The sequence below is a fragment of the Nocardia sp. NPDC005978 genome, assembly GCF_040614455.1.
GTDB lineage: Bacteria > Actinomycetota > Actinomycetes > Mycobacteriales > Mycobacteriaceae > Nocardia.
In genome coordinates this window covers 56,552-70,867 of the sequence record NZ_JBEXUS010000024.1, presented here as the reverse complement: position 1 = coordinate 70,867, position 14,316 = coordinate 56,552, and the positions used below count along the sequence as shown (strand labels likewise).

The window sequence follows — 14,316 nt, the reverse complement described above, 5'->3', positions numbered from 1 at the left end:
GGTCTGCTGGAACCGCTCGGCGGCTTCTACGTCACCGCGGCGACCATGTTCAAGAAGCCCAACACCGAGCTCTACCCGGAGGTCAAGACACCGACCCAGCCGCGCTATCACGGCCGGCACCAGCTCAATCGGCATCCGGACGGGCTCGAGAAATGCATCGGCTGCGAGCTGTGCGCGTGGGCCTGCCCGGCCGACGCCATCTTCGTCGAGGGCGCGGACAACACCGAGGAAGAGCGCTTCTCCCCCGGTGAGCGCTACGGCCGCGTCTACCAGATCAACTACCTGCGCTGCATCGGCTGCGGCCTGTGCATCGAGGCGTGTCCGACGCGGGCGCTGACCATGACCAACGAATACGAACTGGCCGACGACAATCGCGTCGATCTCATCCTGGAGAAGCGGGACCTGCTCGCGCCGATGCAGCCGGGCATGGTGGCCGCGCCGCACGAGATGTACCCCGGCGCGGACGAGGGTTCGTACTACCGCGGCGAGGTTCCCGGCGCGCCGAGCGAGCTGGCCGCAGCGGAGGGGAAGAAGTGATGAACATCCTCAATGCCGCACCGGCGCAAGAAGTCATGACGCACACCGGTACCGGGGAAGCCGTGCAGTTCTGGATTCTGTCGGTGGTGGCCGTGGCGGGCGCGCTCGGCATGGTGTGCGCCCGCAAGGCCGTGCACTCCGCGCTGTGCCTGGCCGCCACCATGATCACGCTCTCGGCCTTCTACATCGCCCAGAGCGCGCTGTTCCTGGGCGTGGTGCAGATCGTGGTCTACACCGGCGCGGTCATGATGCTGTTCCTGTTCGTGCTCATGCTGGTCGGCGTGGACTCCGCGGAGTCGCTGCGCGAAACCCTGCGCGGGCAGCGCATCGCGGTGATCGTGGTCGGCGTCGGCTTCGGCATGCTCATGATCGCGGGCATCGCGCGCGGGATGAACGCCCCCGACGTGGCGGCGACCGGTCCGGGGCTGGGCGGCAACGACACCGTCGCCGCGCTGGCCGAACTCATCTTCCTGAAGTACATCTGGGCGTTCGAGCTGACCGGCGCGCTGCTGATCACCGCGACCATCGGCGCCATGGTGCTCGCGCACCGCGAGCGCTTCGGGCCGCGTCAGGATCAGCGGGAGATGTCCAAACAGCGGTTCCGGGACGGCAAGCGGGTCACCCCGTTGCCCACGCCCGGCGTGTACGCCCGCCACAACGCGGTCGACGCCCCCGCGCGCCTGCCGGACGGCTCCTTCGAGGAACTCTCGGTCAGCAGCATCCTGCGGCACCGCCGCAACCGCGCGCACGAGGAAGCCGTGGTGCGCACCGTCGGCACCGGCGCGGAAGACAACGGCGGCAACGGGAATGGCAAGGACAGCGACGACTCCGGATCTGACACGGAAGGCTTGCGGTGAACCCGGACAACTATCTCTACCTCTCCGCCCTGCTCTTCACCATCGGCGCGGCCGGGGTGCTGGTGCGGCGCAACGCGATCGTGGTGTTCATGTGCGTGGAGCTGATGCTCAACGCGGTGAACCTCGCGTTCGTCACCTTCGCGCGCCTGCACAACAATCTGGACGGTCAGGTCTTCGCCTTCTTCACCATGGTGGTGGCCGCCGCCGAGGTCGTGGTCGGCCTCGCGATCATCATGACCATCTTCCGCGCCCGTCGCTCGACCTCGGTCGACGACGCCAACCTGCTCCGATACTGACATGGATACCGCACAGTTGATGCTGTGGCTGCTGCCGGCGCTGCCCCTGAGCGGCGCCGTGATGCTGTTGCTGCTCGGGCGATTCAGTGACAGGTGGGGGCACCTGCTCGGGACGGGGCTCGCGCTGAGCTCGTTCGGGGTGGCCGCGTGGGCCTTCTGGGAGATGCTCGGTCGCGCGAACGACGAACGGGCCGTTCGGCATACGCTGTTCAGCTGGGTTCCGGTCAACGGGCTGCACGTGGACTTCGCGCTCGGGCTCGATCAGCTCTCGATGTGCTTCGCGCTGCTGATCACCGGCGTCGGGTCGCTCATTCACATCTACTCCGTCGGCTACATGTCGCACGATCCCGGGCGGCGGCGCTTCTTCGCCTACCTGAACCTGTTCCTGGCGGCCATGCTGGTGCTGGTCCTGGCGGACAACTACCTGGTGCTGTACCTGGGCTGGGAGGGTGTGGGCCTGGCGTCCTACCTGCTGATCGGCTTCTGGTACGAAAAGCCTTCCGCCGCGGCGGCGGCCAAGAAGGCGTTCATCGTGAACCGGGTCGGCGACATGGGCCTGGCCATCGCGCTCATGATCATGTTCGCGACCTTCGGGACGGTGGACTACCGCGGGGTGTTCGGGGCCGCCGACCAGGCGAGCTCCGCGGCGCTCACCGGCATCGGGCTGATGCTGCTGCTGGGCGCGTGCGGCAAGTCCGCGCAGGTCCCGCTGCAGGCGTGGCTCGGGGACGCGATGGAGGGCCCGACCCCGGTGTCGGCGCTCATCCACGCGGCCACCATGGTCACCGCGGGCGTGTACCTGATCGCGCGCTCGAACCCCATCTTCGATCTCGCCCCGGGCGCGCAGGCCGCGGTCATGGCCGTCGGCGCGGTGACGCTGCTGTACGGCGCGATCATCGGCTGCGCCAAGGACGACATCAAGAAGGCCCTGGCCGCCTCGACCATGAGCCAGATCGGCTACATGATGCTGGCGGTGGGCCTGGGTCCGGTCGGCTACGCCGCGGCCATCATGCACCTGCTCACGCACGGCTTCTTCAAGGCCGGGCTCTTCCTGGGCGCGGGCTCGGTCATGCACGCGATGAACGACGAAACCGATATGCGACGGTACGGCGGCCTGCGCAAGCTGCTGCCGATCACCTACGTGACATTCGGACTCGGCTACCTGGCCATCCTGGGCATACCGCCCTTCGCCGGATTCTTCTCCAAGGACCGGATCATCGAGGCGGCCTTCGCGCACGGCGGTTTCGGCGGCATCATCACCGGCATCGCCGCCCTGGCCGGCGCGGGCATCACCGCCTTCTACATGACCCGAGTCATGCTGCTCACCTTCTTCGGTGAGAAGCGCTGGAAAGAAGGCACGCACCCGCACGAGTCGCCCGCCTCCATGACCGGCCCCATGATTCTGCTGGCCTTCGGCTCGGTGTTCTCCGGCGCGCTGCTGGCTTACGGTTCGGCCCTGCAGAATTGGCTCGAACCGGTGGTCGGCGCGCATCACGGCGAACCGATCATCCCGGTGTGGGCGATCACGCTGTTCGCCCTCGCGGTCGTCGCGGCCGGCGTGTGGGTGGCCTACGACCAGTACGCCAATCATCCGATTCCCGAGGTCGCACCCGCCGGCTCCCGGCTCACCGTGGCCGCGCGCCGCGACCTGTACGGCGACGTCTTCAACGAGGCCGCGTTCATGCGGCCCGGACAGCACGTGACCCGATCGCTGGTGTTCGTCGACAATCGCGGCATCGACGGTCTGGTGAACACCACCGCGGCCGTCATCGGCGGACTGTCGGGCCGAATCCGGCGCGTGCAAACCGGTTTCGTGCGCTCGTACGCCCTGTCCATGTTCACCGGCGCGGCACTGGTGGCCGCCGCCCTGCTGGCGGTGAGGTTGTTTTGAGTGACTTTCCCTGGCTGACGACGCTGTGGGCGGTTCCGGCCATCGGAGCCGTGCTGGTGCTGCTGTTCCCGGCCGGGTGGCGCAACGCCGCCCGGATCTTCGCGCTCGTGGTCTCCCTGGCCACGCTCGGTGTCGGCATGTGGCTGGCCTGGATGTTCCAGCCCGGCGGCGATCACTTCCAGTTCGTCGAATCCCACGAATGGATCCCGGCTTTCGGCGCGGGGTACACCCTGGGCCTGGACGGCATCGCCATGGTTCTGGTGCTGCTGACCGCCGGGCTGGTCCCCCTGCTGCTGCTCGCGGGCTGGCAGGACGACCGCGAGGTGGGCACCGGGCCGCGGGTGGCGCACTACTACGTGGCGCTCACCCTGGTGGTCGAAGCCATGGTTCTGCTGTCGTTCACCGCGCTCGACATTCTGATGTTCTACGTGTTCTTCGAGGTCATGCTCATCCCGATGTACTTCCTCATCGGCGGCTTCGGACCCAGGACCGCCGACGCGGCCATGCGCGCCCAGCGCTCGCGGGCGGCGGTGAAGTTCCTGCTGTACAACCTGTTCGGCGGACTGATCATGCTGGCCGCGGTCATCGGGCTGTACGTGCTGACCGCGCGGGAGCAGCTCGGCGCGAACGGCGGCGGCACCTTCGATTTCCGAATCGTGATGGAGGCGGCCAACTCCGGGCAGCTCGGCGCCGGGCCGGTGGTGCTCAACGCGCTGTTCCTGGGCTTCATGTTCGCGTTCGCGGTCAAAGCGCCGCTGTGGCCGCTGCACACCTGGCTGCCCGATGCCGCTGTCGCCGCGACCCCGGCCAGCGCGGTGCTCATGATGGCGATCGTGGACAAGGTCGGCACGTTCGGCATGCTGCGCTACTGCCTGCTGCTGTTCCCCGACGCCACCGCCACGTACGCGCCCTTCATCTGCGTGCTCGCGGTCATCGGCATCATCTACGGCGCACTGCTGGCGATCGGGCAGACCGATGTCATGCGCCTGATCGCCTACACCTCGATCTCGCACTTCGGCTTCATCATCCTGGGCATCTTCGCCCTCACCACGCAGGGCAGCACCGGGGCCACGCTGTACATGGTCAATCACGGCATCTCCACCGCCGCGCTGTTCCTGATCGCCGGTTTCCTGGTCTCACGCCGGGGCACCCGGCTCATCGCCGAATACGGCGGGGTACAGAAGGTCGCGCCGATTCTGGCGGGCACGTTCTTCATCTCCGGTCTGGCCACGCTCTCGCTGCCGGGGCTGGCGCCCTTCATCAGCGAATTCCTGGTACTGATGGGCACTTTCACGCGCTACCCGGTGGCGGCGATCTTCGCGGCCTCGGCGTTGGTGCTGGCCGCGCTGTACATCCTGTGGATGTACCAGCGCATGATGACCGGGCCGGTGAAGCCGGGCAACGAGCGGCTCTACGATCTGCTGCCGCGCGAAATGATGGTCGTGGTGCCGCTGCTCGCGGCCCTGCTGTTCCTCGGGGTGTATCCGAAACCGGTGCTGGACACCATCGATCCCGCCGTGACCCGCACCCTCACCACCATCGGACAGCACGATCCGGTTCCGGCGGTCACGCCGGAGGCGTCCCCGACAGGAGGGAACAAGTGAGCGGCACACCCCTGATGCTGGCCGCGGTGGCGCAATCGCCACTGGCGGCGGCGCTGCCCGCGCCGAGTATCGAATACCGGCTTCTCGCACCGATGCTCATCGTGTTCGGTGTCGCGGTCGTCAGCGTGCTGGTGGAAGCGTTCGCGCCCAGGCGATCCCGCTACCTGATCCAGTTGATCCTGGGACTCGGCGGGATGGGCGTGGCGCTGGGCGCGGTCATCGGACTGCGGGGCTCCCGGGCGACGGCGGCGGTGGGCGCGGTCGCCGTCGACGGGGTGACGCTGTTCCTGCAGGGCGCCATCCTGGTCGTTTCCATCCTCGGCCTGCTCTTCATCGCCGAGCGGCGGGCCGACCGGGTGCCGATGTACCGGGAGGGCCCGGGCACCTGGAGTCTGACCGCTGCGCGCGGGGTGGACGCCTTCACCCCGCAGGCCGCGTCGATGCCGGGCAGCTCGGACGAGATCGCGGCGATGCGCGCGGGCATCTCGACCACCGAGGTCTTCCCGCTCACGCTGTTCGCGGTCGCCGGGCTGCTGTTGTTCCCGGCCTCGAACGACCTGCTCACCATGTTCATCGCGCTCGAGGTGCTGTCGCTGCCGCTGTACCTGCTGTGCGGGCTGGCGCGGCGGCGGCGGTTGCTGTCGCAGGAAGCGGCGCTGAAGTACTTCCTGCTCGGGGCGTTCTCCTCCGCGTTCTTCCTGTACGGCATGGCGCTGCTGTACGGCTACGCCGGGACCGTGCGGTTCTCCGGCATCGCCGAGGCGGTCACCCGGGACACGGGCAGGTCGCACACGCTGGCGGTGCTGGGCGTGGCGATGCTCGCGGTCGGCCTGCTCTTCAAGATCGGTGCGGTGCCGTTCCAGTCCTGGGTGCCCGATGTGTACCAGGGTGCGCCGACGCCCGTGACGGCGTTCATGGCCGCGGCGACCAAGATCGCGGCCGTGGGCGCGCTGCTGCGGGTGCTCTACGTCGCGGTGCCGGATCTGCGCAACGACTGGCGGCCGGTGCTGGCGGCCGTGGCCATCGCGACCATGATCGCCGGCGCGGTGCTGGCCATCACGCAGACCGATATGAAGCGCATGCTCGCCTACTCCTCGATCGCGCACGCGGGCTTCATTCTCACCGCGCTGGTCGCGGCCAACGACTCCGGCGTCTCGGCGGTGCTGTTCTACCTCGCGGTCTACGGGCTGGGCACGCTCGGCGCGTTCGCGGTGGTCTCGCTGGTGCGTGACGACAACGGTGATGAGGCAACGGCTTTGTCTGCGTGGGCCGGTCTGGGTCGCCGATCACCTTGGCTGGCTTCGATTTTCGCGCTCTTCCTGCTGTCCTTCGCGGGCATTCCGCTGACCGGCGGGTTCATGGCCAAGTTCGCGGTGTTCGAGGCGGCGTCCTCGGGCGGCGCGGCCGCACTGGTCATCGTGGGCGTGATCTGCAGTGCCATCGCGGCCTTCTTCTACGTGCGGGTCATCGTGCTCATGTTCTTCACCGATTCCCCCGCCACACCGCCGGTGCTGGTGTTCCCGACCCTGACCACCACCGTCGTCGCCCTCACGGCCGCGGCCACGCTGGTACTCGGCGTGTTCCCGCAGCCGCTGCTCGATCTCGCCGATCAGGCTGCGACGTTCGCACGCTGAGGCTTTCGTTCCGAGTTCCCCGACAGGCCCGCCGTCCCGGACGGCGGGCCTGTTTCGTGCCTGGTACCCGAGGCCCCGGTGCGAGTTCCGGCTTTCGCTGGCGCGTGCCCGATTTTGACCCATAATTGTTTTGCGACTTATGCGAGTTCCCCGGTGGGCGTGGTGGCTTCGTCATAGCGTGAACAGTGGGCCGGGACTCGGTGGGAGGCGGACAAATGCGAGCACATCCGGCAGCGATCGGATTTCTCCGGCGGGACGTGTCGGGAGTTCAACTACAGTGGCATCGGGCGCAGATCCAGCATGTGGCCCGGCGCCTGGGTTACGACCTGTGCCAGACCATGATCTTGGATCCGCGCGCCGAGCGTTCGGAACCGGGCTTGACAGCGGCGGTGTCGGACCTCGAGGCCGACGCGATCATCACCCCCAGCCTCGAGCACTTCGACGGGGCGGTACCCGACGATATAGTGCAGTTGGCCGATGTGATCACCGTCAGCCCGGAGAACACCTACGCCCGCTGGGTCCTACCGCCGCTGGGATAGGACCGATGAAAGTTCGAGCTCGAGGCCGTCTGCACTTTTGGACGATACCGATCCGGAGGTGAAGCATGACCACAAGCTCCTCGATAACTCCCACGGTACTGATGGAGGGGCTCGCGCTGGGCGAGTCACCTCGATGGCACGACGGCAGGTTGTGGCTCTCGGATTGGCTGGCGGGGCAGGTGCTCACCGTCGACTACCAGGGCAGGCACTTCGTGCAGCTCGAAATGTCCGGTCTGCCTTTCTGTTTCGACTGGCTGCCCGACGGGCGCATGCTGATCCTGTCGAACGGGGACGGGCGCAAGCTGCTGCGGCGCGAATTCAGCACGCGGCTGCACACGGTGGCGGACCTCAGCACGCTGTCGCCGCATCCGTGGAACGAGATCGTGGTCGCGGACAACGGGAACGCGTACGTGAACTCCATCGGGTTCGACATGATGGGCGGAGCGGAGCCGCAGCCGGGGATCATCGCGGTCGTCGCGCCGGACGGCAGTGCGCGCCAGGTGGCCGGTGATCTGCGGTTTCCGAACGGCATGGTGATCACGCCGGACGGCGGCACGCTCATCGTGTCCGAGTCCTACGCGCAGTGCCTGACCGCCTTCGACATCGAGCCGGACGGCGGGCTGTCCAATCGCCGGGTCTGGGCCGAGGTGGACGGTCACCCCGACGGCATCTGCATCGATGCCGAGGGCGCGATCTGGTGCGCGGCCATGACGCGGTGTGTCCGGGTGCGCGAGGGCGGGCAGATTCTGGCCGAGGTGCCGCTGGACCGGGCGGCCTTCGCCTGCATGCTGGGTGGTCCGCAGTCGAGCACCCTGTACGTGATGGTCGCGGAATGGGCTGGGTCCGAAGGGATGTCGCCCGATCGCCGGACCGGGCAGATTCTCACCGCGCCCGCTCCGGCGCCGCGAGCCGGTCATCCCTGAACCCGGCTCGGGGCGGCGGACACACATCCGCCGCGCCCCGGCTCTGCGGTGAGATCAGTTCTCCCGCAGCACTTCCCGCACCCGCTTGGCGAAGGCTTCGATGTCCTCGGTGAAGCCGCCGTGACCGCCGGGGAACAGGATCGGTTCGATACCCAGCCCCGCGCCCAGCGCGCGTGAGGTCTTGTCGCAGAACTGCCCCGCCGAGTCGTCGCCGATTCCGATGACGATCCGCGCCGGCGCGGTCTTCAGCGCCTCGAGGTCGGGCTGCCAGCCGGAGGTGGGGTGCAGTTCGTGCTCGTAGAAGAAGTCGTCCGAGGCGATCTCGGCGGCCGAACGGTCCGGGCCGGTCATCTGCGCCAGCATCTGGGAGAGCATCGGCTCGGGGATCTCCATCCCCGTCATGGCGAAGAACTTGCGCCACGCGCCCTCGGCGTCACCGGCACGGTGCGCGGCGATCATCTCGTCGGTCTGCGCCCGGTAGCTTTCCCGGTCCGCCAGCAGCTCCCGCAGGGGCGGCTCGTGCGCGATGACGGTGTGCACGAGCTCCGAATGCGTTTGGGCCAGAGCGAGACACGTGACCGCGCCGCCGCTGGACCCGAACACCGCCGCCGGCCCCGCACCGACGGCCGCGATGAGCCGCGCGAGATCGTCGGCCCGCAGTTCGGGCGTGGAGTCGCTGTCCGGGTCGTTGAGCACGCTTCGCCCGTGCCCTCGCGGATCCAGCGTCAACACGGTGTACTCGTCCGCCAGGAGTTCGGCCACACCCTGAAACGGCCCCGCGTCCATGGGCGCGCCGACGAAGGCGACCAACGGCCCGCTCCCCCGGACTTCGTAGTACAGACTCCCGTCCGGAACTGTCAGGTTTGCGGTGGTGGCGGCGATCGACGAGGTCATGATCTCTCCCTGCGAACAAGCGATAAGGTCACCTCTTCAGACGCTGCCCCGCCCCGAAACTCATCGGTCGCCCGCGCCGAAACTCATCGGTCGCCCGCACCGAATTGCGTGGGTGTGTTCGGCGGTCCCGATCAGGCCGGTTCGGATACGCGCACGGGTTGCCTGAGCCAGGGTGGCAGGGTTCGGTAGGTGGCTGCGCGCAGGAGCCATTCGACGGGGCCGTAGGGGTGGGTGCGGAGCCAGCGGGTGCTTGCCCGGAGCTGAAGGGCGTAGGTCAGCAGGGCGACCGCCAGGACCGCCCAGGGTGGGAGGCGGTCGGCCAGGGACAGGCCGTAGCCGGTGTAGATCAGGGCGAAGATCAGCGACTGGGTGATGTAGTTGGTGGCGGCCATTTTTCCGGCGGGTGCCAGGTCGGTGATCGGGGACGCCCAGCGCCAGCGGGTCAGCCAGACCACGGCCGCCACGTAGCCCAGGGTCATGAACGGGTTCGCGAGTTCCTGGAGGCCGTGGAGTACGTCGGGGGCGCGCCCCTCGATCGACCAGAACGCCGTCGTGATCAGCGAAACCGGTAGTCCCACGGCAAAACCCACCTTCAGGGCGATGGGGGTCCAGCGGTTCAGGAGTTCCCGATCCTCGAAGAGGCGGCGTTTGCCCGCCGCGAGGCCGAGCAGGAACATCGCCAGGCTCGGGACGCCCTGGCCGAGCCAGGTGAAGAGCATGAAGATCGGGGCCGTCTCCAGTTGGATGCGCAGCGTTTCGCCGAAATCGCCGGTGTATCCGGTGTGCATGCGCGGCAGATCGAGCAGTTCACCCAGCCCGGCGACCCCGCCGCCACCGGTGAAGAACGACAGCGCGACATAGAGCAGGTACAGCGTGACGCCGGTGATCAGTGCCGTCCGGGGGCGAATCTTGCGCAGCAGCACCAGGATCACGCAGAGGATCGCGTACAGCGTGAGGATGTCCCCGATCCACAGGAACAGTACGTGCGCGAGCCCGATCAGGAACAGCGCGCCGCTGCGCCGCAGCAGTCTCGGCACCGGCCGCGCGCCTGCCCGCTCCGCCGCCGCGATCTGCAGGGTGAACGAGTACCCGAACAGGAACGCGAACAGCAGGTAGAACTTCCCCAGGAACAGCCCGTACATCACCGCGTAGACGACCCGATCGACACCGCCGTCGAACATCGGCGCCGGGTTGTCCGCGGTTCCGGTGAACGACATGAGCATCGTCCCCACCAGCGCGTTGGTGACCAGGATCCCGAACAGCGCGAACCCCCGCAGCACGTCGATCTCCGCGATCCGCCGCCCGCCCGCCGCCCTCTCCTCATCAGCCATGGGCGTCACGCTAACGAGCGGCAACGTCAGCGCACATCGGCCACAGCACCCACCCGGGAAACGACCTGAGCGGTATTGACAGTGCGCGTCGCGCGCGGATAAGGCGCGGGCCGGAGGTCCGGCACGTGAACGCGTGCCGGACCGGGAACCGACGGCTTCCCGTCAGCGCTTGTTGCGGAGGCGGTACTCGATCGCGTAGGCGATCTTGCCGGGCTTGGCCTCGGAGTACGGCACCGAGAGCTTCGCGAACTCGCCCTTGGTGGCGGCCTTTCCGTCGTTCCACGCGGCGAGCGCGCCCAGTTCACCGGCGGTCTTGCCCGCGGCGACAACGGTGCCCGCACCCAGGGCCACCTGCTTCTCGGTCACGGTCTTGACCGCGGCGAGGTAGGCGGCGGGATCGTTGCGGTTCCAGTCGCCCACGACGTTGCTGTCGCGCATCCACGCGCCCCAGTAGAACTCCTGGAACGGGATGGTGCCGGCCTCGTAACCGATGTCGCGGCCGAAGTACATGAGGCTGCGGTACTTGTCATCGGCGAAGTTGGCCAGGCCCAGGGTGCGGGGCAGCTGACCGACCTGGATCGGCTTGCCGACCACGTCCTGCAGCCAGACCCAGCCGTTGGCCTTCATGCGATCCCAGAAATCCTGGGTCGACAGGTTGCTCAGGTTGTCCAGAACCCGCAGTCGCACATGGCTGTTCGCACCGCCGTCCGGGGTCTCCAGGAAGGAGGTCAGGGTGTGGTGGCCGTCGGTCAGGTATGCCTGCCCGCCGGGGCCGATCACGACGGTCTTCATGGGCGCGATGGAGTCGGCGGTTTCCTTGCCGACCGCGATCGTGCACGCGAACGAGGACGGATCGCTCAGCTTCGCACCGGGTGTGGCGGATGCCGCAACGCCCTGGCCGTTCGCCTCACACCAGTCGTCGAACTTCTTGTTGATCTCGTCCTTGCCGAGCGTGTACCGGCCCAGCTTGTAGTAGACCTCGTCGTAGCCCAGCGACGGCTGCGTCGGCAGCACGTCGCCGATCCGCACGTCCAGCAACTCCCCCGCCTTGGCGCACCCGTAGGCGCCGCCGCCGGCCAGGCCACCCGATCCGCTGGACACGGTGTTGCACGCGGCCGCCGCGGCCTCGCCGGGCACGACCCAGCTCACCGCGCTCGTCACTGCCACCACGGCGCCGGCGATCGCCGCCGCCCACCGGATACGCCCGAGTGTGGAACTGCTCATCGAAACCTCACATCCTGCTGAACAAAATCGCATCACCTTGACCACGGCACATGACCGATGGGCGAGCCGCGTACGGCCGGATGCTGTTCCGCGAGCCAACAATTGATGAACAAGCGCTCACTTGGGAATTGCCGCGGTTCGGTCCCCTCAACCGTGCGCGGTCCCGGCCGGACCGGAGCCCCGGCGAACGCGCCCGCGGGCAACGAGTTCGACCGTGACCGCCACGGCACAGGATTGCGCCAGCACCAGTCCGACCAGCACCAGCAGCTGCACGGCCGCGGCCTGGGTCGCCGAGCCGCTCGCCACCAGCACGCCCACGAAAGCGCCGGGGAGCGTGACCAATCCGACGGTGCGGGTCTGATCCACCCCGGGCAACAGCGCATCGGCGGCCGTGCGCCGGATGACCTCGAGGCGTGCTTCCCGGCCGGTGAATCCGAGGCTCAGCGCCGCCTCCACCTCGCCGATCCGCTCGGACAGCGCGTCCAAGGCACGCCGGCCCGCCAGGGATGTGGCGGTCATGGTGCCGCCCAGAATGATTCCCCCGATCGGAACCACCGCGACCCCGGTCAGCGGAACCACCCCGCTGAGCAGCATCGCCGGCAGGGTGGCCACCGCTCCCGCGCCGAGACTCACCGTCAGCCATCCCCCCGAGCGCCCCGCTCCCACACGCCGGGCCGCCGTGACCACCGCCGCCCCGAACATGACCAGCAGCACCAGCGCGGCCGACCACAGCTGAGCGAGAGCCGCCGCGAGAATCAATGCGACCGCGCCCAGTTGCACGACGGCCCGCCCGGCTGCTCGCGGCGCGACGGCCATCGGCCCCAGCCCGGCGACGCGGTACACGACGGCCGCCGCGCCCACCATGGCGACGCACAGCACACCCAGCGCGACACCGGGAACCGCGACCGCGTTCACATCAACCACCTGTCATCTCGACCGAACAATGCTGCTGTGCAGCGGCTTTCCGGGTTCTCCCGGATCGACGCCATCGCAACGCGTCCTGTAGCGAGGAGGCCATCGGTTCCACTTCGTGATCGCCGAGCAGGCGTTGCGCACCACGGTCGGCGACAACGACATTATGATCGGCCAACTCGACCGGCTGTTGATCGCCATGTCCTTGCCGAGCGTAGTGCTCGGTATAGTCCCGGCGGACATCGAATACCTTGTGCCGCAGTCGAACTTCTGCATGTTCGACCGCCGCAAAGTGCCGCTCGAGCGCATGCGGTGACGAACTCACGCTGCCCCGTGTCCGTCCGGCGGACTGATGCGCTCCGGATGGGGTGCAGCGGCAACACCTTTCGCCTACCGTGGCCTCATGAACGCGCCACTGGGGGGCTCGCCTGGCGAGAGTGAGCCGCTGCCCGCTCCGGAACCCCCTGCACCCGCTGCCGCCCCTCCCGCGCCCGAGCCGGCCCCGCCGGCGGACCAGCGCCGTGCCGAGAGGCGGGCCACGTACATGGTTGGTGTGATCGCGGCGGTGGCAGCATTGCTGGGCGCCGGGGTGGGTTCGACAGCGACAATCGTGGCAGCCAAAGACCAGGTCGCGGGAACGATATCGGCAGCGGAGGCCCAGGTCGATGGCCAGACCTCTCAGTGGATACGCGACGAACGCAAGAAGCTGTACGTACAGGTCATCAACAAGCTCGACGCGGCGTACAAGGGGTTCCAAGGAATCGACACCCGGCTGGTGCTCGCGTTTCGAGATGGGCGACTGACTCCAGCCATGGCGCAGGCAGCCCGAGACGAATACGACGCACTGGCAGACGCCGTGATCCAGGTGAACGGCGAAGCGCTGCTTCTCTTCCCCGAGCCCACCCATGATGCGTATCTCACCGTCGTAGGTGAGCTGATGAAATGCTCGAGCAAGCTGTTTTCGCTGGCCCAGGCGATGGACCGCCAACTGTCGGAGGCCGAAGTCCGACTTCTGATCGATGGGCTGAACGACTCCCCCGAAAAAACGAACGGGGACGAGAAGTTCCTCGAGGCCGCCCGGGCCGACCTCGGCATTCCGTAGCATCCCGCGCATCTCGAACTGCGGCCCCCATCGGCATCGTGTTCCAGCCACACCTGGTCCGGAGTCAGGCTTCGACGGTGATGTCCAGTACCTCGAACGCGGAGTCCAGCACCACCGCGGGCCAGTAGCCCTCCAGGAAGTGCTCACCGCAGGTGTCCTCGAAATGCAGCACGACGGTGCCGTCCATGCGCGCCGCGACGGTGACCACGCGCAGGTCGGTCGCCGCTTCCTCGAGTTCTTCGGGCGTGGGCGGCTGATCCCCGAACCGTCCGACCACGGCATCGGAGGCGATACGGCTCAGCGTGGGGAGCGCGCCCACCGCGGTGGCTATCACCGGCAGCAGTGCGCGGGCCGAGTCGGGGTCGGAGGTCTCGAGCATCAACTCCAGTTCCTCGTTCGCGATCAGCGCCCGGCCCTCGTACCAATCGTGTTCGAGCACTTGCCCGTCGGTGAGCTCGGTCCGGGCGCGCTCGAACACGCCCAGTTCCGGGTGCGTGACGGCCGTCTGCGCATCGTTCATGGGGCCACCGTATCGGTCGTGCGACGTGGCGTTGACTCTCCCGCCGCGGGAG

The 14,316-nt window shown here is 68.0% G+C and carries 14 protein-coding genes and 1 pseudogene; 10 read left to right on the top strand and 5 right to left on the bottom strand.

The window, feature by feature from the left end; translation table 11 throughout:
* The first annotated feature begins 3 nt into the window (after positions 1-3).
* From nuoI to ABZ319_RS13860, 8 genes are all read left to right on the top strand, one after another.
* On the top strand, positions 4-537 hold the full coding sequence (nuoI, locus tag ABZ319_RS13895; RefSeq protein ID WP_354986763.1) for an NADH-quinone oxidoreductase subunit NuoI: 534 nt from the start codon (positions 4-6) through the stop codon (positions 535-537).
* Positions 537-1,394: an NADH-quinone oxidoreductase subunit J gene (locus ABZ319_RS13890; RefSeq protein ID WP_354986741.1), complete on the top strand. Its 858-nt coding sequence runs from the start codon at positions 537-539 to the stop codon at positions 1,392-1,394. Before nuoI ends, ABZ319_RS13890 begins: the two co-directional genes overlap by 1 nt.
* Positions 1,391-1,690 carry an NADH-quinone oxidoreductase subunit NuoK gene (gene nuoK, locus ABZ319_RS13885; protein WP_354986740.1) on the top strand — a complete coding sequence of 100 codons (300 nt, stop codon included), beginning with the start codon at positions 1,391-1,393 and terminating at the stop codon, positions 1,688-1,690. Before ABZ319_RS13890 ends, nuoK begins: the two co-directional genes overlap by 4 nt.
* A 19-nt stretch (positions 1,691-1,709) precedes the next feature.
* Positions 1,710-3,581, top strand: a complete 1,872-nt coding sequence (gene nuoL, locus ABZ319_RS13880) for an NADH-quinone oxidoreductase subunit L (protein ID WP_354986762.1) — start codon at positions 1,710-1,712, stop codon at positions 3,579-3,581.
* Positions 3,578-5,185: an NADH-quinone oxidoreductase subunit M gene (locus ABZ319_RS13875; RefSeq protein WP_354986739.1), complete on the top strand. Its 1,608-nt coding sequence runs from the start codon at positions 3,578-3,580 to the stop codon at positions 5,183-5,185. The genes nuoL and ABZ319_RS13875 overlap by 4 nt, the downstream gene beginning before the upstream one ends.
* 14 nt (positions 5,186-5,199) lie before the next feature.
* Positions 5,200-6,819 carry an NADH-quinone oxidoreductase subunit NuoN gene (gene nuoN, locus ABZ319_RS13870; RefSeq protein WP_354986761.1) on the top strand — a complete coding sequence of 540 codons (1,620 nt, stop codon included), beginning with the start codon at positions 5,200-5,202 and terminating at the stop codon, positions 6,817-6,819.
* Between the two features lie 215 nt (positions 6,820-7,034).
* Complete coding sequence (locus ABZ319_RS13865; RefSeq protein ID WP_354986738.1) at positions 7,035-7,358, top strand: hypothetical protein; 324 nt, start codon at positions 7,035-7,037, stop codon at positions 7,356-7,358.
* Between the two features lie 65 nt (positions 7,359-7,423).
* Positions 7,424-8,281: an SMP-30/gluconolactonase/LRE family protein gene (locus ABZ319_RS13860; RefSeq protein ID WP_354986737.1), complete on the top strand. Its 858-nt coding sequence runs from the start codon at positions 7,424-7,426 to the stop codon at positions 8,279-8,281.
* Between the two features lie 54 nt (positions 8,282-8,335).
* Here ABZ319_RS13860 and ABZ319_RS13855 read toward each other — a convergent pair whose 3' ends face one another.
* The 4 genes from ABZ319_RS13855 to ABZ319_RS13840 form a co-directional block, all read right to left on the bottom strand.
* Positions 8,336-9,175: an alpha/beta hydrolase gene (locus ABZ319_RS13855; RefSeq protein ID WP_354986736.1), complete on the bottom strand. Its 840-nt coding sequence runs from the start codon at positions 9,173-9,175 to the stop codon at positions 8,336-8,338.
* Positions 9,176-9,306: 131 nt separating this feature from the next.
* Positions 9,307-10,506, bottom strand: a complete 1,200-nt coding sequence (locus tag ABZ319_RS13850; RefSeq protein ID WP_354986735.1) for a DUF418 domain-containing protein — start codon at positions 10,504-10,506, stop codon at positions 9,307-9,309.
* A 162-nt stretch (positions 10,507-10,668) separates the two neighbouring features.
* Positions 10,669-11,730 (bottom strand): ParB/Srx family N-terminal domain-containing protein, encoded by a 1,062-nt coding sequence (locus tag ABZ319_RS13845; RefSeq protein ID WP_354986734.1) that lies wholly within the window; start codon positions 11,728-11,730, stop codon positions 10,669-10,671.
* Positions 11,731-11,877: 147 nt separating this feature from the next.
* Positions 11,878-12,645 carry an ABC transporter permease gene (locus ABZ319_RS13840; protein ID WP_354986733.1) on the bottom strand — a complete coding sequence of 256 codons (768 nt, stop codon included), beginning with the start codon at positions 12,643-12,645 and terminating at the stop codon, positions 11,878-11,880.
* A gap of 109 nt (positions 12,646-12,754) precedes the next feature.
* Here ABZ319_RS13840 and ABZ319_RS13835 point away from each other — a divergent pair.
* Together ABZ319_RS13835 and ABZ319_RS13830 are read left to right on the top strand one after the other, a co-directional pair.
* A pseudogene (locus ABZ319_RS13835) lies at positions 12,755-12,958 on the top strand (Scr1 family TA system antitoxin-like transcriptional regulator); the annotation flags it as partial.
* Between the two features lie 87 nt (positions 12,959-13,045).
* Positions 13,046-13,744 carry a hypothetical protein gene (locus ABZ319_RS13830; RefSeq protein WP_354986732.1) on the top strand — a complete coding sequence of 233 codons (699 nt, stop codon included), beginning with the start codon at positions 13,046-13,048 and terminating at the stop codon, positions 13,742-13,744.
* A 64-nt stretch (positions 13,745-13,808) separates the two neighbouring features.
* On the opposite strand, the gene ABZ319_RS13825 is transcribed toward ABZ319_RS13830, so the two are convergent.
* Positions 13,809-14,264, bottom strand: a complete 456-nt coding sequence (locus ABZ319_RS13825) for a hypothetical protein (protein WP_354986731.1) — start codon at positions 14,262-14,264, stop codon at positions 13,809-13,811.
* Positions 14,265-14,316: the final 52 nt, after the last annotated feature.